Here is a 23119-nt window from a genome sequence, read left to right as displayed (position 1 = left end):
ACGCGTGTCACATACCGGCAGCTATGGTGTGGCGATGCTGCTCTCCGACCGTGACCTGGTGTCCGAGATCAAGGCGGGCACCCTGGCGCTCGAACCGTTCGAGCCCACGCTGGTGCAGCCCTCCAGCATCGACGTACGACTGGACAAACTGTTCCGGGTCTTCAACAACCACCTCTACACCCACATCGACCCGGCGACCCGACAGGACGACCTCACCTCCGCCGTCGAGGTGCCCGACGGCCAAGCGTTCGTGCTGCACCCGGGCGAGTTCGTGCTCGCCTCGACGCTTGAGGTCATCTCGCTGGGCGACCAGCTCGCCGGCCGCCTCGAAGGCAAGTCCAGCCTGGGAAGACTCGGCCTGCTCACTCACTCGACCGCCGGCTTCATCGATCCCGGCTTCTCCGGTCACGTCACCCTGGAGCTGTCCAACGTGGCCAACCTGCCGATCACCCTCTGGCCGGGCATGAAGATCGGGCAGCTCTGTATCTTCCGGCTCTCCTCGCCGGCCGAGCACCCGTACGGCTCGGCCGTCTACGGTTCCCGTTACCAGGGCCAGCGCGGCCCGACGCCGAGTCGCGCCTGGCAGAGCTGGCGCACCTGGCCCACCCGCTGACACCGCAGGGTCGCTGCGGGCGATGATTCACTGCCCGTGCCGCGACCGCCGCACCCGTAAGGGCCCGACGTCGTACGCTCCGAAGCCTCAGCCCGGCCGGCCGAAGCTGTGCACCGGGCCGCTGTCCAGTCGCTTCATCTTGACCGGCTGACCCGCCCGGGAGGCGTGCACCACCCAGCCACCACCGACGTACATGCCGACGTGGTGCAGGTCCCGGTAGTAGAAGACGAGGTCGCCGGGGCGCAGTGCGCCGCGACTGACCGACGCGGTGACCCGGCGCTGCCTGGCCGCGTTGTGCGGCAGTGCGACACCGGCCCGCGACCATGCGGCCAGCGTCAGCCCGGAGCAGTCGTACGCGTTCGGGCCTTCGGCGCCCCAGGAGTACGGCTTGCCGATCTGGGCGCAGGCGAAGGTGACCGCCTCACCGGCCGGTCCGCCGGGGTAGCTGGCCGGACAGGGTGCCGGCCGCAGCGGGCCACCGCCACCCTTGCCGTACGCCCGTAGCCGGAGCCGCTGCAACCGGTCGATTTCGGCGTCGATCCGTCGCCGCTTGTCGGCGAGGTCGGCCTCGGTGTGGGCGAGCTGATCGATGGTGTGGTCCAGCCCGGCCTTGGCCGCGGCGAGTTCGTCGCGCAGTTCACTCGCGTGCCGGACGTCCTGCTGCTGCACGCGCGCATACCGGTCGAGCAGGCCGAGCTGCTCGACGACTTCGCCCGGCGACCGGCTGCCCAGCAGCGCGTTGACGGCCCGCACCTGCTCGCCCTTGTACGCGCCGGCAGCGAGCTTGCCGACCCTGTCCATCGCCTGGTCCACCTGGCGTTGCAGCGGCGCGATCCGAGCGGCCAGCGCGTCCGCCTCCCGCCGCTTGCCGGCCAGGTCCTGCCGGGTGGCGTTGTGCTGTTCGATGACGGGTTCGAGCCGGTTCCAGTCCTCGTCGATCCGGCGCTCGATGTCGGCGACCGTGGGGTCGGCCCAGGCCGCCGCCGCACCGCCGGTCAACATCACGGCGGTCGCGGCCAGGGCGGCGGGGATGCAGCGGTACCAGCGGAAACGCGGCGCTGCCGTCGGCCGGCCGGGCAATTCCGGACGCGGTGACGGCGGCCGCGGGGCATGGTCTGCCACCGGGCTCAGCACTCCTTCTTCCCATACCGCCTACCGGGTCAGGCCCTGTGTCGGAGTCTGGACTCCGCCTCGGCTCGACCGAGGACTTCGACACAGGGCCTAGCTGACGGGTTCGGGCGAGAAGGGGCGCCCTACCGTGCCCCGCACGGATTCACCCCGGGTACCTGGTTCCCGGCTCGCTCACGAGCGATTCGGCGGTGTCGGACCGTTACCGCCCCGGATGGACGGACCTGCCAGCGGTCGACGATTACCCAGCGTAGGGACGATCAGCGTCGATACGCAACACAACCACACCGTCACTGTGGGTGCTGACATCCGACAATGGCGAGGGCCCCCGTCGACTTGACCGGGGACCCTCGGGAGATCCTGTGCGACCGCTCAGCGGGCGCTGGTGGCGGCTCAGCCGGGTCGGCGGAAACCGGCGAGCGGCATGGTCGTGATCGGCGAGACGTTTACCGGCTTACCGGCTCGGGCCGCATGCACCATCTGGTTGTTGCCCAGGTAGAGCCCCACGTGGTGCAGGTCGCTGAAGAAGAAGACCAGGTCACCCGGACGGGCGTCGGACCGCGAGATTGCCTTGCCCTCGTTCCACTGTGCGCCGGTGAAGTGGGTGAGCGAGATGCCGGCAGCCCGGTAGGCGTACTGGGTCAGACCCGAGCAGTCGAACGAGTTCGGGCCGGTGGCGCCCCACACGTACGGCTTGCCGACCTGGGCGCATGCCGTACGGATGGCGGTGCGAGCGGCATCGCTGACCACACCGTTGATGGTCGGGCAGTTGGTGGTCTTCACCGTGGTCACCGGCAGCGACCGTTCGAGCCGCTTGATCTCGGCGTCGATCTGCTTCTTCTTCGCCGCCAGCTGCTTCGCCTTCGTCTCCTGGTCGGCGATCAGGGCGTCGAGCTTGGCCTTCTGGTCGTCGTACTTCTTGCGGATCTTCATGACGCCTTCGAGCTCGCGGCGCTCCTGCGACGCGAGTCGGTCAAGGAAGGCCATCTGCTCGCCGAGCTCGTTCGGCTTGGAGTTGAGCAGCACAACACCGATCTCTTTGGACGGGCCGGTGATGTAGTACCGGGAGGCGAGATCGGCGACCCGGTTCATCGCCAGCTCGGTCTCCAGAGCCAGCGGCTGGATCTTCTTCTCCAGGCTCTTCGACTTCTGCTTGTTGACCCGCAGCTGGGAGCGCACCTTGTTGTACTGCTCGATTGTGGGTTCCAGCTTCTCCCACTGCTTGTCGATCTGGGCCTCGATCTCGTCGACCGAGGGTTCGGCGTACGCGGGGGCGGCGAGCAGGCCGGCACCGACCGCGGCGGCGGCGACGAGGACGACCAGCCCACGGGCGGCCCTACGCAGGCCACCCGGACGAGATCGCCCTGGCGCACGACGATGGAGGGGCATGGTTGCCACCGGCAGCGTCTCCTTTGCAGCCGACCACCGGGCGTCCCGCGAGCGGTAAGGGGCGGGGACAGACGACCCATGGCGGTCGGTGCCCAACATTAGGGAACGGTAGGTGGGGAATCAAGGCGACCAACGGCTCATTCACCTTTGCGCGACGGTACGCATACAAAGGGTGTCGACCAATTCGTTACAGTTACGCATGTCAATTAAAAACCGGGCGGGCGGCACTGGTTGAGGTGCCGCCCGCCCGGTGCGTTGAAGGCGGTCAACCGGCCACCGGCGTGCTGTCCCCGGTGCCGCCGACCCGCTCGGGCTTGACCGACCGGAGCAGGACGCTGGCCACGTCGATCACCTCGACCTGCTCGCCGGCACCCTTGCCGTTGACACCGTCGCTGAGCATTGTCGAGCAGAACGGACAGCCGACGGCGACCGTCCTCGCTCCGGTGGACATGGCCTCCTCGACCCGGTCCACGTTGATCCGCTTGCCGATGCGCTCCTCCATCCACATGCGGGCGCCACCGGCACCACAGCAGAAGGAGCGCTCGCTGTTACGCGGCATTTCGGTCAGCTCACCCTCGATGGCGCTGCCGAGCACCTCGCGCGGCGGGGTGAAGACCCGGTTGTGCCGCCCCAGGTAACACGGGTCGTGGTAGGTCACACCGCCGTCGACCGGCTGCACCGGGGTGAGCCTGCCGGTGGCGACCAGGTGGGCCAGCAACTGGGTGTGGTGCACCACCTCGAACTCACCGCCCAGTTGGCCGTACTCATTGCCCAGCGTGTTGAAACAGTGCGGGCAGGTTGCGACGATCTTGCGCTTGGTCTTCTCCCGACCCTCGAACGCTTCGTTCAGCGTCTCGACATTCTGTTGCGCGAGCATCTGGAAGACGAACTCGTTGCCGATCCGTCGGGCCGGGTCGCCGGTGCAGGTCTCCCCCTCGCCGAGGATGGCGAAGGAGACCCCCGCCTCGTTCAGCAGGGTCGCGACGGCCCGGGTGGTCTTCTTCGCCCGGTCCTCGAACGCGCCGGCGCAGCCCACCCAGAAGAGGTACTCGAAGTCCTCGACCTCGCCGACCCGGGGCACCTCGAAGTCGAGCCCCTTGGTCCAGTCCTCACGGGTGTTCTGCGGCGCACCCCACGGGTTGCCCTTGTTCTCCAGGTTGCGCAGCATCACGCCCGCCTCGGAGGGGAAGCTGGACTCGATGAGGACCTGGTAGCGACGCATGTCGACGATGTGGTCGACATGCTCGATGTCCACCGGGCACTGCTCGACGCAGGCGCCGCAGGTGGTGCAGGACCAGAGCACGTCGGGGTCGATCACGCCGCCGGCCTCGGCATCGCCGATCAGCGGCTTCGCCGCCTCGGCGAGGGCCAGCACGTCGACATGGGCGAGCTGCGCGGCGGTGGCCTTCTCCTCACCGGTGAGGTCCTTGCCACCGCCGGCCAGCAGGTAGGGCGCCTTGGCGTACGCATGATCCCGCAGGCTGAGCACGAGCAGCTTCGGCGACAGCGGCTTGCCGGTGTTCCACGCCGGGCACTGCGACTGGCAGCGGCCACACTCGGTGCAGGTGCTGAAGTCCAGCAGACCCTTCCAGGTGAACTGCTCGACCTGGGCGACGCCGAACTGGTCGGACTCCGGGTCGGCCTCCTCGAAGTCGAGCGGCTTGCCGTCGCTCATCATCGGCCGCAGCGCGCCGAGGCCGGAGCCGGCCGAACCCGGCTTGCGCTTGAAGAAGATGTTGGGGAAGGCCAGGAAGCGGTGCCAGGCCACACCCATGGTCACGTTCAACGAGATCACGATGACCCAGGCCATCGAGATCGAGATCTTGACGAGCGCGGCGACGCTGACGCCGGAGTCCCAGGCTGGCAGCAGGGCACCGACCGCGTGACTGAGCGGGGTGGCCCAGGTGGGGTACTCGAAGTGGTCGGTGGCCACCTTGAAGCCGCGGATCAAAAAGCCCATGACCAGTACGGCGAGGACGACCGCCTCGACGAAGTAGCCCTGCCACATGGTGGAGCCGGTGAACCGCGACCGACGTCCCGCCCGACTCGGCCGGTTCGCCAGCCGGATCCCGATCAGGACGCCGATGCCGACAACGCCCAGAATTCCGATCCACTCGGTGACCAGCCCGTAGAGGGTCCAGCCACCGATCAGCGGCAGCCCACCGGTCGGCGAGACCACCTCGAAGTACGCCTCGAGCACCAGCAGCGACAGCACGATGAAGCCGACCATCACGAACCAGTGCGCCGCGCCCACCACGCTCCAGCGGAGCATCCGGGTGTGCCCGGCGGTCTCCGCCAGCATCGTCCTGGTGCGGCTGACCTTGTCGCCGGAGCGGGTCGGATCGGGCTGACCCAGCCGGATGACGGCCACCATCTTCGAGACCGCGCGTACCGCAAGCCACACCGCGACAGCGGTGATGGCGGCCGCGAGGATCGTGGTGACGATCTGGACGCTGCCCATTCGAGTTGGCCTCCCGGTCTGCTGCCTGTCGAGCGGCTCGGCGACCGGGGCGTCGGTGCGATCGTCGACCCACGCCGCCGCACCTCAACCTGATCGGTCGATGACCTCGCTCCGCTCGGTCATGCAGTGCAGCCTACGCGCAAGGTTACCCAGCAGTAACGTGAGTCATCTCGCACCGGGGGCCACGCTGCCCTGCGCACACCTTAGGAGGCCGACGGCACCGCCGCTCGGGCGGGCCGCCGGTGGCGCCGGACAGTCAGGGCGTTGAGCTGCGGTTCAGCGCCAGCGGGAAAGCACGATCAGGGAGGCGACCATCGCGCCGAACCCGACCGCCAGGTTCCAGTACCCCAGCTCCATGACCGGGTACTCCTGCTCGGAGAGGTAGTAGACCACCAGCCAGCCGATGCCGAAGACGATCAGCGACACCGCCAGGACCGGCAGCCACACCGGGCTGGGCTTGTTGGTGGCCGCGGTCGTCGCCGTCGGGCGGACGTCCGTAGGCGGGGTGTACACCTTCTTCTTGCGGACCTGAGACTTGGGCACGGCGCTCTCCAGAGGGGTTACGACCTCGTCCGGCCTGACAACCGGGCGCGAGGGCGACGGTCCATGGCCAATAATGTTCGACAGCTAGCGTAGTCCGGAAGACCCGTCCGATCCACGAATGAGGTGAGACCGGTACCGGGCAGCACCGGAAAACCGGGCAGCACGGCCGGCGCCCCGCCCACACCGGGTGGCGTCGGAGCGCGATGACGAGGGAGACTGACCCGTGGAGTACACATCCGGCGCAGCGTCGTGGCAGAAGGCGCTGCGACGACTCGTCGCCGGGTTGCTGCCTCGACGGCCACGTCAACGCCGGCCGTTCTGGTCGGTAGGCGTACCGCTGATCGCCCTGGCGGCCGGCCTGCTCTTCACCACGACGGCCACGACGGCGGGCGGCACCGCTCTGCGCGAGGACCGCCGACCCCAACTGACCGAGCTGATCGAGGACCGCCGGGCACAGGTGGCGGCGAACGAGGAGCGGGCCGCCACGCTGCGCGGGGAGTTGGAGAACCGGACGGCCGTCCTGGCCAACTCCGACGGCCCGATCAGGGAACAGCAGCAGCGGGCCAACGCCAGTCGGGCCGCCGCCGGCTTCACCGCCCTCACCGGTACCGGCCTGACCGTCGAGCTCAATGACGCACCGCAGCTCAGCAACCTGCCCGAAGGGGCCTCCAACGACGACCTGGTCGTCCATCAGGGCGATGTGCAGGCGGTGGTCAACGCGCTCTGGGCCGGCGGTGCCGAGGCGATGTCAATCATGAACGTGCGCGTGCTGGCGACCAGCGCGGTACGCTGCGTGGGTAACACCCTGCTGTTGCACGGCCGGGTGTACTCCCCACCTTTCAAGATCGTAGCAATTGGCGACCCCGCCGCACTCCGGCAGGCCCTCGCCGCTTCCGAGGGAGTCCGGTGGTTCAGGGACGCGGTCGACAACTACCAACTCGGTTACTCAGAGACCCCAGGCACCGTCACGGTGCCCGCCTTCGAGGACTCCACCACCCTGCGATCGGCGACGGTGCCGGCGGTGCCGCAGTGAGCGCGCGGTGAGCCCGCAGTCCGACGGTCGGCACCGCGACCAGACCGACGAGCCCACCGCCTTCATCCCCAAGGTCGAGCGGGGTGGGTCCACCGACGCCCGCACGACGGGGTCCTGGCCCGACCCGGTGCTACCCACCCGGTCCGGGCCGTCCCAGGCACCGCACGATCCGCGGCCGACCGCAGCTCCGCGTCCGACCGATCAGGCTTCGGCCGAGGGTCGACCGCCGGACGGCCAGCGGCCGACCAACTCCGGCCGCTTCGACGGTGCCGCCGAGACCACCTCGCCCGTCGGCGGCCGGTGGGACGCACCAGCGCCGACGGACCCACCTGCCCGGACCGCTACCACGCCCGGCGTTCCGACCGGCTGGAGCACACCTGCGGGGCCGGAGCGGACCACCGCGCCGACGGCCGACCGTCGGGGTGCCGGCCCCCGCCAGGAGCAGCCGACCGCACCCGGACGTTGGGACACCGCCCCGGCCACCGACCGCCGGGCGAACCAGTGGGACGCTGCGGCGGCCACCGGGCGTAGCGCCAACCAGTGGGACCCGGCACCGAGCGGGCAGCGTGCGGTGGATCCCGACCGTACGGCGAACCAGTGGGACGCAGCGCCGGGTCCGGCTCCTGAGGCCGCCGGCCGGCAGCCGGACGCGACAACCAACGACCAGTGGCAGGGCGTACCCCTGCCGTCGGGTCAGCCGGACATTCCGGTGGGGCCCACGCCGTGGCGCGGAGCCTTCCAGCCGTCCCGGAGCGCGGGCGACCCGGAGCAGCGAAGCAGCACCCGCCCGGCAGGCACGGACGCCGGTCACGCCGGAACCGGTCACCCGAGTGTCACCGGCACCGCCGGCCGGCCGGGGTGGACGGGCCCGGCCGACACCGCCGCCCGACCGGGCGTCGGTCAGACCGCCGGCACCCCGCCGCCCTGGCCCGGTGCCCGAGCCCAGGAGCCCGGTCCGAACGGGCCCGGCACCGGAACGGCGCAGCCCAACGGCGGCCCGACCTGGCCCAACGGCGAGCAGCCGAGACAGTCCGCCGGGACCACGCAATCTGCCACTGTGCGGCCGGCCACGCCCCCGGCACCGCACGCGCCGCGTCCCGGTGCCGGGCAGCCTGCCGGTGCAGCGCCGGCACTGCACCCGCCGTACGCCGCCGGACCGGCGAGCAACAGCGGCCCGGCGCGGCCGACTGATCCCGGACAGCCGGGCCCGTACATCCCCGCGACGCAGCCGGCGCAGGCTGGCCAGAACAGCGCGGCACCGCAATTGTCACGCCCTGAGCCGACGGGCCAGGACCGGCCCGCTGGCAGCGGGCCGGCGTACCCGGTGCCTGGTCAGCCGCCGGCCACACCGTCCCGGTCGGCTGAGGGGCGACGCTCGCCCGGTGTCGAGCCGCCACGGCAGTCGGACCATGTACCCGGCCAGAGTGACTGGTCCGGTGAGGGGCCGACCGCGTTGATGCCCAAGGTCCGCGACAGCGCCGGCTCGGCGAACGGCGGCCCGGGGACGGTGCCGACCAGGGGGACCCAGGCGACGAACGGCCAGCCCGCCGCCGCGACCGTCCCGGGCAGCCCGGCGGCCACAGACCGAGCGGTCAACTCCACCTCCGGTCAGCAGGCCCGTTCGGCGGCACCGGGGCAAGCTTCCGCACCCGGCCAACCATCCGCACCGAGCCGATCGGCCGACCCGGCGGCGACCGCCCTCATCCCGGCGGTCACCGGGGCGCGGCCGAACGCCGCACCCGCACTGGACTCGACCGCCCTGATGGGTGCCGTACCCCGGCCGCCCAAGAGCGAGGAACCGTCCGACGGTGGCGACCAGCCCGCCGAGGCACCGAAGCCGCGGCGCGGTGACCGGGTGGTGCAACTTCGCCCCCACCAGACGGGCGAGGGCTACAAGAGCGTCTACTCGGAGCTGACCCGCCCGTCGTTGTGGTCGAGGGTGCGTACCGGTCTGCGGTTCAGCGGCGAGCTGCTGATCACCTTCGGCCTGGTGGTGCTGCTCTTCGCCGGCTACGAGATCTGGGGCAAGTCGGCGATCGTCGACGCCCACCAGGGCGAGCTGAGCGAGCAACTGGCCCAGGCGTGGGCACCCGAACCGGTGACGGACCCGACGGTGTCGGCGTCGGCCAGCCCGTCCGCCAAGCCGAAGCCGGCGGTGCAGGGCACGCCGATCGCCGGCCTCTACATTCCGAAGTTCGACAAGGAATGGATCGTGGTCGAGGGCGTCGGCCAGCAGGACATCCGGTATGCGCCGGGCCACTACCCGGACAGCGCCATGCCGGGCCAGGTGGGCAACTTCTCGGTGGCCGGGCACCGGAACCGGGCCACCTTCTGGCGGCTTGACGAGTTGCGCGAGGGCGACCCGATCCTGGTCGAAGGCCGCAACGAGTGGTATGTCTACCAGGTGACCGAGAGCCTGATCGTCAAGCCGACGCAGGTCGAGGTGGTGGCGCCGGTGCCGGGTCGGCCGGGTGAGAAGCCGACCAAGCGAATGCTGACCCTGACCACCTGCAACCCGAAGTTCGACAACTACGAGCGGCTGATCATTCACGCCGAATTGACGCGTACCCAGCCCAAGGCCGAGGGACGCCCGGCGGAGCTGGGGACCTGACCATGTACGCCTGGATCTGGCGCAAACTGCCCTTCGGGCTGCCCGGCAAGCTCGCCGGCAGCCTGCTGCTCGCCACCACGATGGTGGCGCTGCTGTGGTACGTGGTGTTTCCCTGGGCGGAGCCGCTGCTGCCCTTCGACGACGTGCAGGTCACCCAGGACGACTCCGGCGTACCGAGTGCGCCGGAGGGCGACGTCGGGCCCGGGGACGACGGCGCGGTCGACGACGCGCCACCGGGCGACGAGCACGATCTGCCGTACGACACCGACCGGAACAACAGCCCACCGCCGGACGAGGACGAGTGAGCCCGATGCGCGTCCTGGTGATCGACAATTACGACTCGTTCGTCTTCAACCTCGTGCAGTACCTCGGCCAGCTCGGTGTGGAGTGCGAGGTACGACGTAACGACGAGATCGAGGTGGCCGAGGTCGGCCGGGTCGGCGCGGCCGGCGTCCTGCTCTCCCCGGGTCCAGGTACGCCCGACCGGGCCGGCATCTGCCTCGACGTGATCCGGGAGTACGCCGGCAAGCTGCCGATCTTCGGAGTGTGCCTGGGTCATCAGGCCATCGGCGAGGCGTTCGGCGCGACTGTCGCCCGCGCCCCGGAGCTGCTGCACGGCAAGACCTCGGAGGTCCGGCACGACGGCACCGGTGTCCTCGCCGGTCTGCCCGACCCCTTCACGGCGACCCGTTACCACTCCCTCGCCGTGCTGCGGGAGACCCTGCCAGCGGAGCTGGAGGTGACCGGCTGGACGGCCTCCGGGATCGTGATGGCGATGCGGCACCGCACCCTGCCGATCGAGGGCGTCCAGTTCCACCCCGAGTCGGTGCTCACCGAGGGCGGTCACCTGATGCTGGCCAACTGGCTCGCCGCCTGCGGCCACCCTGACGCCCTGGAGCGCGCCCCGGAACTGGCCGCCGAGGTCGACGCCCGCCGCCGGGCCGCCTTCGCCACCACCTGAGGGTCAGGTCGACCACCTTCCCATCCGGGCGACGACATCCGGGACCGCCGCGGGGATCGCGGCGGTCCCGGATGTGACCGGCAAGTCGCCTGGCTGCTGGTGCCGTGGGCCTAGTGCGGTGGCCAGCAACGTTCACCGGGCCGCGCCGGGTCCAGACAACGGCCGGCGGCGTTGGAGTCGGGCCTGGATACAACACCGGTATCCGGACCCGACTCCGCCTTGCCGGATCGCCGCCTGGACCTCGCCGCGACGCCGCCAACGTTCCTGGACACCGCACTAGTAACGACTCGTGCAGGACCAGATCGACGGGCCACCGATCTGCGTGTCATAGCAGGCCTTGTAGGTGTAGCCCGCGTCGTCGAGCATGGCGGTCCAGACGTTGGTGCCGTTGAACCGGCCGTCGTAGTTGTAGACCGAGAGGCGGAGATTCCCGTTGGCGTAGTACCCGAAGCCAGCGATTGAGGTGTAGCAGCAGCCGCGGCTCCACGCCGTTCGGCAGGTCGGGCTGTATCGCAGCTCGACTCGCGAGTCGTAACCGTTGTACTTGCTGTAGATGGTGACGGCGTCGGTGCTGCAGTAGGCGTAGTTTGACGGGCCTCCCGGCATCGGTGCCAGGAACGACGCGGGATCCTTGCCGTCGCAGGCCGAGCCGCAGGCGTCGCCGACGGCGAGCGTGGAGCGGAGCGCCCGGACGGCGGCCGGGTCCGCGATGGTCTCGACGCTTCCGTCGGCGTGCCGGACGGTGCGGCTGGGCAGGCTGACCTCCGCCCGGCCGTCCCGCTCCTTGGCGATGGCTTCCTCCCGGGTCGGCTTGGCGGGTTCGGCTGGCGCGACGACAGGAGAGGCCGCCGCGTCCGACGGCCCAGCCGCCAATGACTGCCCAGGTGCGACAAAGAGGAGCGGGATCAGGGCGGCGAGCAGTAGGGATGCGCGGACAGGTTTACGCATGAATGGAACCCCCGTGCTGTGATGCGGTCGCCACGATTTGTGACGGGCCAATATCATCACGACAGGGAGCATCCGTCAAGATACTTAAATATTCGGATGGAGCCGCGTCCCGAGGCTCTACCCCGTCACTCTTCGAACAGGCGGAACGGGCTGAAGGTGGGCAGGAGCCCGCCGCCGCCACCCTCGTCGTCATCGTCCGGCGGGGGCGTGGTGGGAGCACCGGTGGTCGGCGGGGTCTGGCTCGGCGGGTCCGGGTCCTCCTCCGGCTCCGGCACCGACACGATGATCTTCACCGTGCTGCCCTTGGTGCGCTCGGCGTTGCCGTTCGGGCTCTGGTCGACCACCCGTCCGGCCTCATCCGCGGGGCGCTCCGGACCCAGCTCGGTCTCGACGTCGAAGCCGGCGCGTTCCAGGGTCCGCTCCGCCTCCGCCTGGGACAGGCCGACCACCGACGGCACCGTCGCCACGTTGCCCTTCGACACGGTGAGGATGACCTCGGTGCCCTCCGCGACCTTCTCACCCGAGGGCGGGTCGACCCTCAACACCTGCCCCTTGGACGCCGCGTTGTCATCCTCCTCGACCTTCACCTTGAGGTTGAGGTTCTCGAGCTGCGTCTTGGCGGCCTCCTGCGTACTGCCGACGAGGCCGTTCGGAATTGTCACCTCGGGCTTGCCGCCGCAGATGCGTACGGTCACCGTGCTGTTCGGTTCCGCCCGCTCGCCGGGGGGCGGGGACTGGTTGGTGACCGTCCCCTCCTTGCAGTCCGAGGTGAACTCCGGCTCGCCGCGCGCCGGCACGAAGCCGTCCCGCTGGATCTGGGCGAACGCTTCGGCCTGGGTCAGCCCGGTGACCGTCGGCACCGCGACGTCCTGGGGCTCGTCACGCTGGTTCAGCAGCAGCGCGGCGACCAGGGCGATCACCGCGAGCACGCCGAGCGCGGCGAACGTGGCAATCAGCCAGGACGACGCCTTGCGCTGGCGCGGATCACCCACCCGGGCGGGAATCTGCCGGGTCTGCGTCGCGCCCCCCGTCGGGTAGCCGGGGTGGCCGGCCGCGGCCATCGCCACGGTCTCGTCCTCGCGCATCACCGGGGTCGCCAGCACCGGCCGGCCGGCTGCCGCGCGGAGCAGATCCGCCCGCATCTCCCCGGCGCTCTGGTAGCGGTTCAACGGGTTCTTCGACAGTGCCTTGAGCACGATCGCGTCGACCGCCGGGTTGACGTCCGGGTTGAGATCGCTCGGGGTCGGCGGAGCCTCCCGCACGTGCTGGTACGCCACACTGACCGGGCTGTCGCCGACGAACGGCGGATGCCCGCAGAGCAACTCGAAGAGCACGCAGCCGGCTGCGTACACGTCGGAACGGGCGTCGACCGCCTCGCCGCGCGCCTGTTCCGGGGAGAGGTACTGCGCGGTGCCGATGACCGCGCTGGTCTGCGTCATCGTGGTGGCGCCGCTGGCCAACGCCCGGGCGATGCCGAAGTCCATCACCTTGACCTGGCCGGTCTGGGTGAGCATCACGTTGCCCGGCTTGATGTCGCGGTGGATGATGCCGTGCCGGTGGCTGAAGTCAAGCGCGGCGCAGATGTCGGCGGAGATCTCCAGCGCCCGCCGGGGCTGCAACCGACCCTCGGCGCCGAGCACCTCCTTCAGCGTGCGCCCGTTGACGAACTCCATCACGATGAACGGCAGCGTCTCGCCGGTCGGCGCCTGCTCCTCGCCGGTGTCGTAGACCGCGACGATGGCCGGGTGGTTGAGCGAGGCGGCGTTCTGCGCCTCCCGCCGGAAACGCATCTGGAAGGTGGCGTCGCGGGCCAGGTCGGCGCGGAGCATCTTGATCGCGACGTCCCGGCCGAGCCGCAGGTCACGACCGCGATGCACCTCGGCCATGCCGCCGTACCCGAGCAGCTCGCCGACCTGGTACCTGCCACCGAGCAGGCGGGCCTGCGCTGTCATCGCGTCTGTCGTCCTTCGCTCGTCGTCGTCACGTCGCCGCCCATCCGGGGCTGATCCAGTCGACGGTACGCCGTATCGACCAGATCGTCTCGCCCGTCAGGCCGCAGCGCGTCGGACGTCACCGTTGGCACGGAAACCCCATCCGGCGTGCCCGCGCCGATGTTGTTCCGCAGTTGGTAGGAAATCACGCCGGAGCAGATGAGGACCAGTGCGCCCAACATGATGGCCAGGAAGACCATGCCGGATCGTGACCGTCGGGGCACCGGTCGTGACGGTCCGGGCTGCGGAGCGTACCCGGGCGGGACCGTGGCCGCGCCACGCGGGTAGCCGGCGGCGGCCGGTGCCACCGTCGTGGGACGGTGCGGGGCCGCCGGCGGACGGGCCTGCGGATGAGCCGGCGGCGGTCGGTGCCCGACGGCCGGCGGGTGCGCCGGGGCCGGGGAGTGTGGGGCCGCGACCGGACGCGGCGGCTGCGGAACCTGCGCGCGGCCCGGTGCCGGCGAGGCCGGCGCGGCGGAGATCGGTGCGGCCTGCCCACCGGCTCGGGCCTGCCGGGACAGCGCGGTCTTCAACTGCCGGGCCACTCCGGCCAGCGCGGCGGCGCTCGGCCAACGCTCCTTCGGGTCCTTCGCCAACGCCCGCTCCACAAGCGCGCGGACCTGGGGCGGGATGTCGGAGGGCAGCGGCCGGGGCGTCTCCCGGACGTGCCGCATCGCGATGTCGAGCGGATTGTCACCCTCGAACGGCCGCCGTCCGGCGAGGCACTGGTAGGCGACCACGCCGAGCGCGTAGACGTCGGAGGCGGGGGTGGCGACCTGGCCGGTGGCCTGCTCCGGCGAGATGTACGAGGCGGTGCCGAGCACCGAACCGGCCGCGGTGAGCTGCCCGACCAGGTCCGACCGGGCGATGCCGAAGTCGGTGAGCACAAGCGTGCCGTTGGGGCGGACCAGCAGGTTGCCGGGCTTCACGTCCCGGTGCACGATGCCCTTCACGTGCGCGGCGTGCAGCGCGTCCGCCGCCTGGGCGACGAGCGCCATGGTCCGCGCCGGGGTGAGCCGACCGACCCGGCTCAGCGTGGCCGAGAGGGGGTCACCCTCCACGTACTCCATCACCAGGAAGGCGATGTGCTGGTCGTTGCCGAAGTCGTAGACGTCGACCACACCCGGGTGGTTGATCGTGGCCATGGTGCGGGCCTCACCGCGGAACCGCTCGGCGAACCCGGGCTCGTCCAACAACGCCGGGAGCAGGCTCTTGACCGCCACCGTACGACCGAGCACCTGGTCGGTGCCGCGCCAGACGTCACCCATGCCGCCGCTGGCGATCCGCTCGTCGAGGCGGTAGCGGTTACCGAGTTGTACACCCGGACTGAGCATGTCAGCGCCCCCCGGGCTCGGCGATGGCGGCCCGCATGATCTGACCGGCGATCCGGGCGGCCTCGGCGCTGCCGCCGCTGCCGGCCTCCTCCAGGACGACGCAAACGGCGGAGATCGGCTTGCCCTCGGAGTCGAGGACGAAGCCGATGAACCAACCGTGGTCGGGGCGGTCCGGCGCGGACTGTGCGGTGCCGGTCTTGCCGCCGACGGTGTAGCCGTTGATCCGGGAGTTCCGGCCGGTGCCGTTCTCCACCACGCTGACCATCATGTCTCGCAGGTCGGCGGCGACCTGACCACTCACCGGCCGGCGCAGCTCGCGCGGGTTGGCGGTGTCGTAGACGGTGGTGCGGTCCGGTGCCAGCAGCTGACGCACCAGGTACGGCCGCATCTGGCTGCCGCCGTTGGCCACCGCTGCGGCGATCATGGCGCCCTGCAACGGGGTCATCCGCACGTCACGCTGCCCGATGGAGGACTGCGCCAGCGCCGCCGGGTCGGGACTACCGTCCGGGTTCTCCATGCTGCCCGTCCGGCTGGCCGCCACGCTCAGGCCGCCCTCGCCGAGCCGGCCGACGGTCAGGTCCTCCTGCTCGAAGCCGAACTGCCGGGCCTTCTCCTTGAGCACGTCGGGACCGAGCTGGCCGCCGAGCTTGGCGAACCCGGTGTTGCAGGATTCGGTGACCGCGCTCATCAGGGTCACCTGCGACTCGGGGCAGATCGACGGCGCGGCGTTGCCGATCGGCTCGCTGGAGGTGGGCGGGGTGTAGCTCGACCCGGCCGGGATGTTTGTCTCCTTGGTGATCCCGTTCTCCAGCGCGGCCGCGGCGACCACGATCTTGAAGGTGGAGCCCGGCGGCAGCACCTCGCCGATCGCCCGGTTCCGCAGCGGGCGTCCCGCCTCCTGTTCGAGCCGGTTGTACGCGGCCGTCGCGTCGTCGGTGTCGTGGCTGGCCAGCGGGTTCGGATCGAAGCTGGGGATGGAGACCAGCGCCTGCACCGCCCCGGTGGCCGGGTCGATGGCGATCGCCGCGCCCTTGTTTGCGCCGACGTTGTTGCCCCGCAGCTCGTCGTACGCGGTGTCCTGGGCCCGCTTCGACAGGGTCAGCAGCACGTTGCCGCCGGCGGTGGTGTCACCGGTCACCATGTCCCGCAGCCGGTTGACGATGAGCTGGTCGCTGGTGCCGGCGAGGAAGTCGTTCTCGGCGCGTTCCAGACCGGTCGCGGAGCCGTTGACCGGCTCGTACCCCAGCACGTGGGCGTACTTTTCCCCGCCCGGGTAGGTGCGCAGGTACTTCAGCTCGCCGTCGGTCTCCTTGCTGACCGCCAGGGCGGTGCCGCCGGCCTCGATGTTGCCCCGCTTCCGGTCGTACTTGGCGACCTGGACCCGACCGTTGTAGTCGCTGGTGCGGTACTCGTCGGCCTTGTACGCCTGGATCCAGTTCAGGTTGGCGAAGAGCAGGCCGAACAGGACGATGACGACGACGCCGACCCGACGCAGGGGTGCGTTCACGGCTTGATCACCTCCGTGGGGGCACCGTGCAGCTGCTCGGGCGGGCCGGAGGGACGGGTCACCTTGCCACCGGCACCGTCGACCGGCCGGCGGCCGGCGTCGGAGACGCGCAGCAGCACCGCGATGAGCAGCCAGTTCGCCATCAGCGAGGAGCCACCGGCGGAGAGGAACGGCGTGGTCTGACCGGTCAGCGGGATGAGCTTGCTGATCCCGCCGACGATCACGAAGACCTGGAGCGCGAGGGTGAAGGCCAGGCCACCGGCGAGCAGCTTGCCGAACGAGTCCCGGACCGCCAGGGCTGCCCGCAGACCGCGCTCGACGATGAGCAGGTAGATCACCAGTAGCGCGGAGAGGCCGAAGAGACCGATCTCCTCACCGATGCCGGCGAAGATGAAGTCGTTGCGTACCTCCGGTAGTAGCAGCGGCTGACCGCCGCCCGGACCGGCGCCGAACAACCCGCCGGAGCCGAGCGCTAGCAGCCCCTGCACCAGCTGGTAGCCGTCGTCGTACGGCTGGGCGAAGGGGTCGAGCCAGATCTGTGCCCGCAGGTAGAAGTTCGCGAACGGACCACCCACCGCCTCGCCGAGCACGTACGCGAGGTAGGCGCCGCCGAAGAAGAGGACCAGGCCGATGAGCAACCAGCTGACCCGCTCGGTGGCGATGTAGACAGTGGCCACGAACATGCCGAAGTAGAGCAGCGAGGTGCCCAGGTCCTTCTCGAAGACGAGGACCAGCAGGCTGATCACCCAGACGACGAGCACCGGGCCGAGGTCGCGCCCCCGCGGGAAGTCGATGCCGAGAAACCGGTGACTCGCCAGCGACAGCACCTCGCGCTTGCGCACCAGGTAGTAGGCGAAGAAGACCAGCAGGGCCAGCTTGGCGAACTCGCCGGGCTGGATCGAGAAACTGCCGATGCGTACCCAGAGCTTCGCACCGTTGATCTCGGAGATGCTGGCCGGCAGCACCGCCGGCAGCATGACCAGCACGATGCCCGCCAGACCCAGGGTGTACGCGTACCGGGAGATCGACCGGTGGTCGCGCATCAACGCCAGCAGCCCGGCGGCGAGCATCACCGAGATCAGCGTCCAGGCGAGCTGCCGCCCGCCGATGCCGGCGAAGATGGCCAGGTCGGCTCGTTCCTCAGGGGCCGCATTGGCCAGGTCGAGCCGGCGGAGGAAGCCGACTCCCAACCCGTTGAGCAGGGCCACCGCCGGTAGCAGCGCCGGATCGGCGAAGGGCGCCAGGAACCGGATCACCAGATGCATGCCCAGGAACACCGCGGTGAGCGTGGCGGCCGGCACCCAGAAGCCTGGCGTGACCGTGTCGAGCACGTTCGCCTCGACCATCGCGCCGTACGCGGCGACCAGCGCCATCGCCAGCAGGAGCAGCGACAGCTCGGCGTTGCGGCGGGACCGCGCCATGCGTACGCCGGGTCGCTCGCCCGTGGTCGCGGGCGAGGATGCCGGGGTGGCCGCTGCGGTCACGATCGTCCTCGGGTGGGAGCCGGCGCCTACTCGGGCGACCGGCAGGCCGCCGGATCGACCGTGGGCGTGAAGGTGTCGACGGGGGGCGCGTCGGGGGTGCTGTCGGGTGCGGCGGCGGAGGCACCGGTCGGCGTGACCGTGGCTCCGGCCGGGGGTGATGCCGAGATGCTGCCGACCTGACTCGGTGAGCCGGCCGGACCGCTCGGCGATCCCGCCGGCGCGCTCGGCGTCGGGGACGGCGAACCCACAAGCGAGGGCGTGGGGCTCGGTGTCGGCGGACAGATCGGCTTCAGGTTCACGTTTGTCGGGCTGTCCATCGTCAGCTCGGCCAGCCGTCGTTCCGCGTCCGGCTCACTCTTGGCCGGAATGCCCTGCTTGACCTGCTCCTGCGCGGCCAGGGTGAGGTCGTCCAACTGGGCGCTGCTCTCGGAGTGCACGCTGGAGAGATCCATGCCGGCGATCTGGCCCTGGATGCCACGGAACACGGCCACCTGGCCGTTCTCGGTCGCGCCCACGTAGTACTGGCGCTGGGTGTAGCTCCAACCGGCGAACACCCCACCGCCCACGATCACCAGCAGTGCGGTCGTCATCGCGAGCGCACGCAGCGGACGTCGGCGGGCCTCGGGTTCGTCGTCGTTGTTGGCGGACTCGTCAGGCGTCGCCGGCCGGGGCGCGGAGAGCGCCGAGGCACGAGCGGCCGGAGTGGAGACGTCCGCCGAGGTGGCCATCCCCCGGTCCCGGGCCGCCGCACCGCCGACTATCGGCGCCGCCTCGACGATGTCCCGGTCGGTGGCGTCGGCGATGATCACGGTGATGTTGTCCGGACCGCCACCGCGCAGGGCGAGCTGGACGAGCCGTTCGACGCACTGCTGCGGGTCGGCGTACTCCCGCATGGTCTCGGCGATGGTCTCCGCGCTGACCACGCCGGAGAGCCCGTCGGAACAGATCAGGTACCGGTCGCCGGGCAACACCTGCCGGACCGAGTACTCCGGATCGATGTCGCGGCCGTCCAGCGCCCGGGTGAGCAACGAGCGCTGGGGGTGGCTGCTCGCCTCCTCCGGGCTGATCCGGCCTTCGTCGACGAGCATCTGTACGTAGGTGTCGTCCTTGGTGATCTGCGCGAACTCTCCGCCGCGCAGCAGGTAGGCGCGCGAGTCGCCGATGTGGACCATGCCCAGCTTGCTGCCGGAGAACAGGGTCGCGGTGAGCGTGGTGCCCATCCCCTCCAACTGGGGATTGGCCTCCACCGTCTCGCGGAGTTGCTGGTTGGCGGTGCCCACCGCGGAGCGGAGCGCGTCGACCAGGGCGTCGCCGGGGACGTCCTCGTCCAGTGGCGCCATGGCACCGATGACAATGTTGCTGGCGACGTCACCGGCGGCCATACCGCCCATGCCGTCGGCAACGGCGAGTAGCCGCGGCCCGGCGTAGACGGAGTCTTGATTACCGTCTCGGATCAGACCGCGGTCGCTGTGGGCCGCATAGCGCAGGGTCAGAGTCATGGCCGTAATTCGAGAGAGGTGCGGCCGATCCGGATCGGCACGCCGAGGGGGACGGGGGTCGGTCCGGTGACCTTAGCGCGATCCAGGTACGTCCCGTTAGTCGAACCCAGGTCCTCGACGAACCATTGCCCGTCGCGCGGCACGAGCCGGGCGTGTCGCGCGGACGCGTAGTCGTCGGTGATGACGAGGGTGGAGTCCTCGGCACGACCGATCGTTATCTGCGCCTCACCCAACGTGATCCGCGTTCCGGCCAGCTGACCTGCGGTCACCACCAACTGGTGCGCCGCCCGCCCCCGCTTCACCTTCGCCGGCTTCGCCGACGCCTGCCCCGTCGACGCGCCCACCGTCCGGGGCGCGGCTACCAGTCGACCCGAGCGGGCCCCCGCGAAGAGGTCCCGGCGGATGACGCCGACCACCGTGAACACGAAGATCCACAGCAGGACGAGGAATCCGAACCGGGCAACGGTGATAACGAGTTCCGGCAAGGCGGATCAGCCGTCCACGCGGAAGGTCAGAGTGGTCGTACCGAGCTGGATCATGTCACCGGGGTTCAACGCCACGGCGGAGACCCGCTGGCCGTTGACCATGGTGCCGTTGGTCGAGCCGAGATCGGTCAGCACGACCTGCCCACCGTCGAAGTCCAGCCGGGCGTGTCGCCGGGAGATGCCGACGTCCGGCAGGCGCAGGTTGGCCTGGTCGCCACGACCGATCACGGTCGAGCCCATCTGTAGCGGGTAGGTGCGGCCGTCGCCGGAGACCAGCCGGATGTTGCGCCCACCGCCGTGACCCGGCGGCGGGCCGTAGCCACCACCCTGGTCGTAGGACGGGTAGCCGGGCGGGCCGGCGTCGTATCCGGGCGGACCGGCGTCATAGCCGGGCGCCGAAACCGGGGCGACCTCGCCACCGGTGTAGACCTCCGCGGTGACCCGGAACATACCGGTGTCCAGTCCTTCACCGCGCTCGATCTCGACGATCACGTCCCCGTAGACCGTCCAGGCCTGCTCGCCGATGAACTCCGCCTGCGACTGGGCCAACTCCTGGGCCAGCGCGGCGGCGTACGGCGCCAGCCGACTGTGGTCGTACGGGGAGAGATCGATCACGTAGCGGTTGGGCACCAACGTGCGCCCACCAGCCAGGATGGCCTTGTGTGCCTCGGCCTCCCGCTGCATGGCGTTGAGGATCTCCACGGGGTGGACCACCCCTTTGAAGACCTTGGCGAAAGCCCCTTCGACCAGGCCTTCCAGACGCTTCTCGAAGCGTTGCAGCACGCTCACCGGCTCCTCCTCGGGTCCCGAGGACATGATGGTATCCGTCCAGAGCGCACGCAGCTCACACGCCGCTCGGCCGGCAGGCCGCGGCCCGTTCGGACGGCTTCTGATTGTCGTGCTACTCTTTCGTCCGCCACGAACGGTAACCGCTGCGAGCAGCGAAAGCCATTCGTGGCAGCAGACCAAGGTCACGTAGCATGACCGAGGCCCGCCGGTCATCGGCGGTGTCCGGCCCAGGCGACGTTGACTGAGGTCAGGCCACGGGGAAGTGGCGGAATGGCAGACGCGCACGGTTCAGGTCCGTGTGTCCGAAAGGACGTGGGGGTTCAACTCCCCCCTTCCCCACCACAGATGAGGGCTCCGCGAGTGCGGGGCCCTCGCTCCGTATCCGGGCGTGCCGGACGTCACGCTATGCTCCGATGGTTTCTGGCTCCGACGCACCAGGAGTGGCGTGTGACTGTCGCATTCGTGACCGGGTCGGGCGGGCTGATCGGCTCCGAGGCGGTCCGGCATTTCGCCGGCCTCGGTCTCGACGTCGTCGGCATCGACAACGACATGCGGCAGGAATTCTTCGGCGAGGAGGCGTCCACCGCCTGGAATGTCCGCCGGCTGACCGACGAGCTTGGTGAGGCGTACTCCCACCACAGCATCGACATCCGGGACCGGGCGGCGCTCGGCGCGCTGTTCGGCCGGTACGGCCGGGACGTGGCCGTGGTGATCCACACCGCCGCCCAGCCCTCCCACGACTGGGCGGTGCGTGACCCGTTCACCGACTTCGACGTCAACGCCGCCGGCACGCTCAACGTCCTGCAGAACGTCCGGGAACACTGCATCGACGCCCCGGTCATCCACTGCTCCACCAACAAGGTCTACGGCGACCGGCCGAACAGCCTGCCCCTGGTGGAGCTGGAGACCCGCTGGGAGATCGAGCCGGGTCACCCGTACGAGCAGGGCATCCGGGAGGACATGTCGATCGACGCGTGCCTGCACTCGATCTTCGGTGCCTCGAAGGTGGCGGCGGACGTCATGGTGCAGGAGTACGGCCGCTACTTCGGCATGAAGACGGCCTGCTTCCGGGGCGGGACGCTCACCGGTCCGGCGCACTCGGCGACCGAGTTGCACGGCTTCCTCGGCTACGTGATGCGGGCGAACATGGAGCGCCGCACCTACAAGATCTTCGGCTACCAGGGCAAGCAGGTCCGCGACGCCATCCACAGTTCGGACGTGGTCTCCGCGTTCGAAGCCTTCTTCCGCAATCCCCGCTCGGCCGCCGTCTACAACCTCGGCGGCGGCCGGCACTCGAACACCTCCAACCGGGAGGCGTTCCTGCTGGCCGAGCAGATCACCGGCCAAGAGATGATCACCGAGTACGTCGAGGCCAACCGGATCGGCGACCACAAGTGGTGGATCGGCTCCAACGAGGCTTTCCAGGCCGACTACCCGGACTGGAAGCAGGTGTACGACGTACCAATGATCATGCGAGAGATCTACGAGGCCAACGTGGACAAGTGGGTGCCGGGAGCATGACCAAGAAGAACGTGCTCGGTGTCCTGGTCGATGCGACCGACTACGCCGAGGCCACCGAGCAGGTGGTGGCCGCCGCGCAGGAACGCCGGCCGCTGGCGCTTACCGCGCTGGCCGTGCACGGCGTGATGACCGGAGTGCTGGACCGGGCGCACAACGCCCGGCTCAACTCCTTCGACGTGGTGACCCCGGACGGTCAGCCGGTTCGCTGGGCGCTGAACCTGCTGCACGGCGCCCAGCTCACCGATCGGGTCTACGGGCCGACGCTGACTCTGCACGTGCTGTCCCGCTTCGCCGACGAAGGGCTGCCGGTCTACCTGTACGGCTCGACCGAGGAGACCCTCACCCGGCTGATCCCGGCGCTGGAGCGGATGTTCCCGGCGCTCAAGATCGCCGGAGTTGAGGCGTCCAAGTTCCGCGGCGTACAGCCGGGCGAGGACGTCGAGATCGCCGACCGGATCAAGGCCAGCGGTGCCCGGCTGGTCCTGGTCGGGCTCGGCTGCCCCCGGCAGGAGATCTTCGCGTACGCGATGCGCCCGCTGCTGGACATGCCGCTGATGGCGGTCGGCGCGGCCTTCGACTACCACGCCGGGTTGTTGCGCCAGCCGCCGCCGTGGATGCAGCGTGCCGGGTTGGAGTGGTTCTGGCGCCTCGGCCTGGAACCCAAGCGCCTGTGGCGGCGCTACGTGATCCTGAACCCCGCGTACCTGGGTCGCCTGTTCGCGCAGAAGACCGGGCTGTGGAAGGCCCGGCCGCCCGCTCCGGCCACCGAACGGCCGACCACGTTCGCGGTCTGAACCGGCACAGCTGACGGGCCCCGGCGCT

19 protein-coding genes, 1 tRNA gene and 1 riboswitch are annotated in these 23119 nt (G+C 70.2%); of the genes, 8 read left to right on the top strand and 12 right to left on the bottom strand.

Annotated features, from left to right (window positions below; translation table 11 throughout):
- Nucleotides 1-34 precede the first annotated feature (34 nt).
- A complete protein-coding gene (dcd, locus tag ACN26Z_RS02720; RefSeq protein WP_093409429.1) occupies nt 35-613 on the top strand; it encodes a dCTP deaminase in 579 nt (192 codons plus the stop codon).
- An 87-nt stretch (nt 614-700) separates the two neighbouring features.
- Here dcd and ACN26Z_RS02715 read toward each other — a convergent pair whose 3' ends face one another.
- The 4 genes from ACN26Z_RS02715 to ACN26Z_RS02700 all read right to left on the bottom strand — a co-directional run bounded on the left by ACN26Z_RS02715 (nt 701) and on the right by ACN26Z_RS02700 (nt 6134).
- Nucleotides 701-1735, bottom strand: a complete 1035-nt coding sequence (locus tag ACN26Z_RS02715; RefSeq protein WP_421459788.1) for an NlpC/P60 family protein — start codon at nt 1733-1735, stop codon at nt 701-703.
- 73 nt (nt 1736-1808) lie between these two features.
- A riboswitch (cyclic di-AMP (ydaO/yuaA leader) is annotated at nt 1809-1942 on the bottom strand.
- A gap of 192 nt (nt 1943-2134) precedes the next feature.
- Nucleotides 2135-3145 (bottom strand): NlpC/P60 family protein, encoded by a 1011-nt coding sequence (locus ACN26Z_RS02710; RefSeq protein WP_170863586.1) that lies wholly within the window; start codon nt 3143-3145, stop codon nt 2135-2137.
- A 250-nt stretch (nt 3146-3395) separates the two neighbouring features.
- Entirely contained in the window at nt 3396-5591 is a 2196-nt protein-coding gene (locus ACN26Z_RS02705; protein ID WP_421459787.1) for a (Fe-S)-binding protein, read from the bottom strand.
- Nucleotides 5592-5867: 276 nt separating this feature from the next.
- Nucleotides 5868-6134: a cell division protein CrgA gene (locus ACN26Z_RS02700; protein WP_093409169.1), complete on the bottom strand. Its 267-nt coding sequence runs from the start codon at nt 6132-6134 to the stop codon at nt 5868-5870.
- A 223-nt stretch (nt 6135-6357) separates the two neighbouring features.
- Here ACN26Z_RS02700 and ACN26Z_RS02695 point away from each other — a divergent pair, with 223 nt between their 5' ends.
- Genes ACN26Z_RS02695 through ACN26Z_RS02680 form a run of 4 tightly spaced genes read left to right on the top strand, consistent with a single transcriptional unit; the run spans nt 6358 to nt 10739 of the window.
- On the top strand, nt 6358-7167 hold the full coding sequence (locus tag ACN26Z_RS02695; protein WP_282240491.1) for a DUF881 domain-containing protein: 810 nt from the start codon (nt 6358-6360) through the stop codon (nt 7165-7167).
- A gap of 7 nt (nt 7168-7174) precedes the next feature.
- Nucleotides 7175-9778 carry a class E sortase gene (locus ACN26Z_RS02690; RefSeq protein WP_421459786.1) on the top strand — a complete coding sequence of 868 codons (2604 nt, stop codon included), beginning with the start codon at nt 7175-7177 and terminating at the stop codon, nt 9776-9778.
- A gap of 2 nt (nt 9779-9780) precedes the next feature.
- Nucleotides 9781-10083 (top strand): hypothetical protein, encoded by a 303-nt coding sequence (locus tag ACN26Z_RS02685; protein ID WP_421459785.1) that lies wholly within the window; start codon nt 9781-9783, stop codon nt 10081-10083.
- A gap of 5 nt (nt 10084-10088) precedes the next feature.
- The gene (locus tag ACN26Z_RS02680) at nt 10089-10739 is read left to right on the top strand and encodes an aminodeoxychorismate/anthranilate synthase component II (RefSeq protein WP_421464499.1); all 651 of its coding nucleotides are present in this window, start codon (nt 10089-10091) and stop codon (nt 10737-10739) included.
- A gap of 276 nt (nt 10740-11015) precedes the next feature.
- On the opposite strand, the gene ACN26Z_RS02675 is transcribed toward ACN26Z_RS02680, so the two are convergent.
- The 8 genes from ACN26Z_RS02675 to ACN26Z_RS02640 all read right to left on the bottom strand — a co-directional run bounded on the left by ACN26Z_RS02675 (nt 11016) and on the right by ACN26Z_RS02640 (nt 20803).
- The gene (locus ACN26Z_RS02675) at nt 11016-11687 is read right to left on the bottom strand and encodes a DUF2690 domain-containing protein (protein ID WP_282240495.1); all 672 of its coding nucleotides are present in this window, start codon (nt 11685-11687) and stop codon (nt 11016-11018) included.
- A 125-nt stretch (nt 11688-11812) separates the two neighbouring features.
- Complete coding sequence (pknB, locus tag ACN26Z_RS02670; protein ID WP_421459784.1) at nt 11813-13639, bottom strand: Stk1 family PASTA domain-containing Ser/Thr kinase; 1827 nt, start codon at nt 13637-13639, stop codon at nt 11813-11815.
- Nucleotides 13636-15012 carry a protein kinase domain-containing protein gene (locus tag ACN26Z_RS02665; protein ID WP_421459783.1) on the bottom strand — a complete coding sequence of 459 codons (1377 nt, stop codon included), beginning with the start codon at nt 15010-15012 and terminating at the stop codon, nt 13636-13638. The genes pknB and ACN26Z_RS02665 overlap by 4 nt, the downstream gene beginning before the upstream one ends.
- A 1-nt stretch (nt 15013) precedes the next feature.
- Nucleotides 15014-16519, bottom strand: coding sequence for a peptidoglycan D,D-transpeptidase FtsI family protein (locus ACN26Z_RS02660; protein ID WP_421459782.1), 1506 nt, complete (start codon nt 16517-16519; stop codon nt 15014-15016).
- Nucleotides 16516-18003, bottom strand: coding sequence for an FtsW/RodA/SpoVE family cell cycle protein (locus ACN26Z_RS02655; protein ID WP_093409185.1), 1488 nt, complete (start codon nt 18001-18003; stop codon nt 16516-16518). Before ACN26Z_RS02655 ends, ACN26Z_RS02660 begins: the two co-directional genes overlap by 4 nt.
- A gap of 26 nt (nt 18004-18029) precedes the next feature.
- Complete coding sequence (locus ACN26Z_RS02650) at nt 18030-19502, bottom strand: protein phosphatase 2C domain-containing protein (RefSeq protein ID WP_282240499.1); 1473 nt, start codon at nt 19500-19502, stop codon at nt 18030-18032.
- On the bottom strand, nt 19499-19987 hold the full coding sequence (locus tag ACN26Z_RS02645; protein WP_093409190.1) for an FHA domain-containing protein FhaB/FipA: 489 nt from the start codon (nt 19985-19987) through the stop codon (nt 19499-19501). The genes ACN26Z_RS02650 and ACN26Z_RS02645 overlap by 4 nt, the downstream gene beginning before the upstream one ends.
- 6 nt (nt 19988-19993) lie before the next feature.
- A complete protein-coding gene (locus ACN26Z_RS02640; RefSeq protein ID WP_093409193.1) occupies nt 19994-20803 on the bottom strand; it encodes an FhaA domain-containing protein in 810 nt (269 codons plus the stop codon).
- 229 nt (nt 20804-21032) lie between these two features.
- Between ACN26Z_RS02640 and ACN26Z_RS02635 the strand changes: the two genes are divergently transcribed.
- The 3 genes from ACN26Z_RS02635 (at nt 21033) to ACN26Z_RS02625 (ending at nt 23091) form a co-directional block, all read left to right on the top strand.
- A tRNA-Leu gene (locus ACN26Z_RS02635) sits at nt 21033-21118 on the top strand.
- A 63-nt stretch (nt 21119-21181) separates the two neighbouring features.
- Nucleotides 21182-22297, top strand: a complete 1116-nt coding sequence (locus ACN26Z_RS02630; protein WP_421459781.1) for an NAD-dependent epimerase/dehydratase family protein — start codon at nt 21182-21184, stop codon at nt 22295-22297.
- Complete coding sequence (locus tag ACN26Z_RS02625; protein WP_282236276.1) at nt 22294-23091, top strand: WecB/TagA/CpsF family glycosyltransferase; 798 nt, start codon at nt 22294-22296, stop codon at nt 23089-23091. Before ACN26Z_RS02630 ends, ACN26Z_RS02625 begins: the two co-directional genes overlap by 4 nt.
- The last annotated feature ends 28 nt before the right edge of the window (nt 23092-23119 follow it).

Source organism: Verrucosispora sp. WMMD703 (assembly GCF_049178935.1).
Classification (GTDB): domain Bacteria; phylum Actinomycetota; class Actinomycetes; order Mycobacteriales; family Micromonosporaceae; genus Micromonospora; species Micromonospora sediminimaris.
The sequence above is the reverse complement of the archived record's forward strand: the minus strand, read 5'-3'. Positions and strand labels throughout refer to the sequence as shown.

What these genes read in the sequence shown, in the direction of transcription:
- ACN26Z_RS02625 (WP_282236276.1), top strand. Translation starts at nt 22,294, where the DNA reads ATGACCAAGAAGAACGTGCTCGGTGTCCTGGTCGATGCGACCGACTAC.
- ACN26Z_RS02705 (WP_421459787.1), bottom strand. Translation starts at nt 5,591, where the DNA reads ATGGGCAGCGTCCAGATCGTCACCACGATCCTCGCGGCCGCCATCACC.
- ACN26Z_RS02650 (WP_282240499.1), bottom strand. Translation starts at nt 19,502, where the DNA reads ATGACTCTGACCCTGCGCTATGCGGCCCACAGCGACCGCGGTCTGATC.
- ACN26Z_RS02675 (WP_282240495.1), bottom strand. Translation starts at nt 11,687, where the DNA reads ATGCGTAAACCTGTCCGCGCATCCCTACTGCTCGCCGCCCTGATCCCG.
- ACN26Z_RS02685 (WP_421459785.1), top strand. Translation starts at nt 9,781, where the DNA reads ATGTACGCCTGGATCTGGCGCAAACTGCCCTTCGGGCTGCCCGGCAAG.
- pknB (WP_421459784.1), bottom strand. Translation starts at nt 13,639, where the DNA reads ATGACAGCGCAGGCCCGCCTGCTCGGTGGCAGGTACCAGGTCGGCGAG.
- ACN26Z_RS02665 (WP_421459783.1), bottom strand. Translation starts at nt 15,012, where the DNA reads ATGCTCAGTCCGGGTGTACAACTCGGTAACCGCTACCGCCTCGACGAG.
- ACN26Z_RS02680 (WP_421464499.1), top strand. Translation starts at nt 10,089, where the DNA reads ATGCGCGTCCTGGTGATCGACAATTACGACTCGTTCGTCTTCAACCTC.
- ACN26Z_RS02640 (WP_093409193.1), bottom strand. Translation starts at nt 20,803, where the DNA reads ATGTCCTCGGGACCCGAGGAGGAGCCGGTGAGCGTGCTGCAACGCTTC.
- ACN26Z_RS02630 (WP_421459781.1), top strand. Translation starts at nt 21,182, where the DNA reads ATGCTCCGATGGTTTCTGGCTCCGACGCACCAGGAGTGGCGTGTGACT.
- dcd (WP_093409429.1), top strand. Translation starts at nt 35, where the DNA reads ATGCTGCTCTCCGACCGTGACCTGGTGTCCGAGATCAAGGCGGGCACC.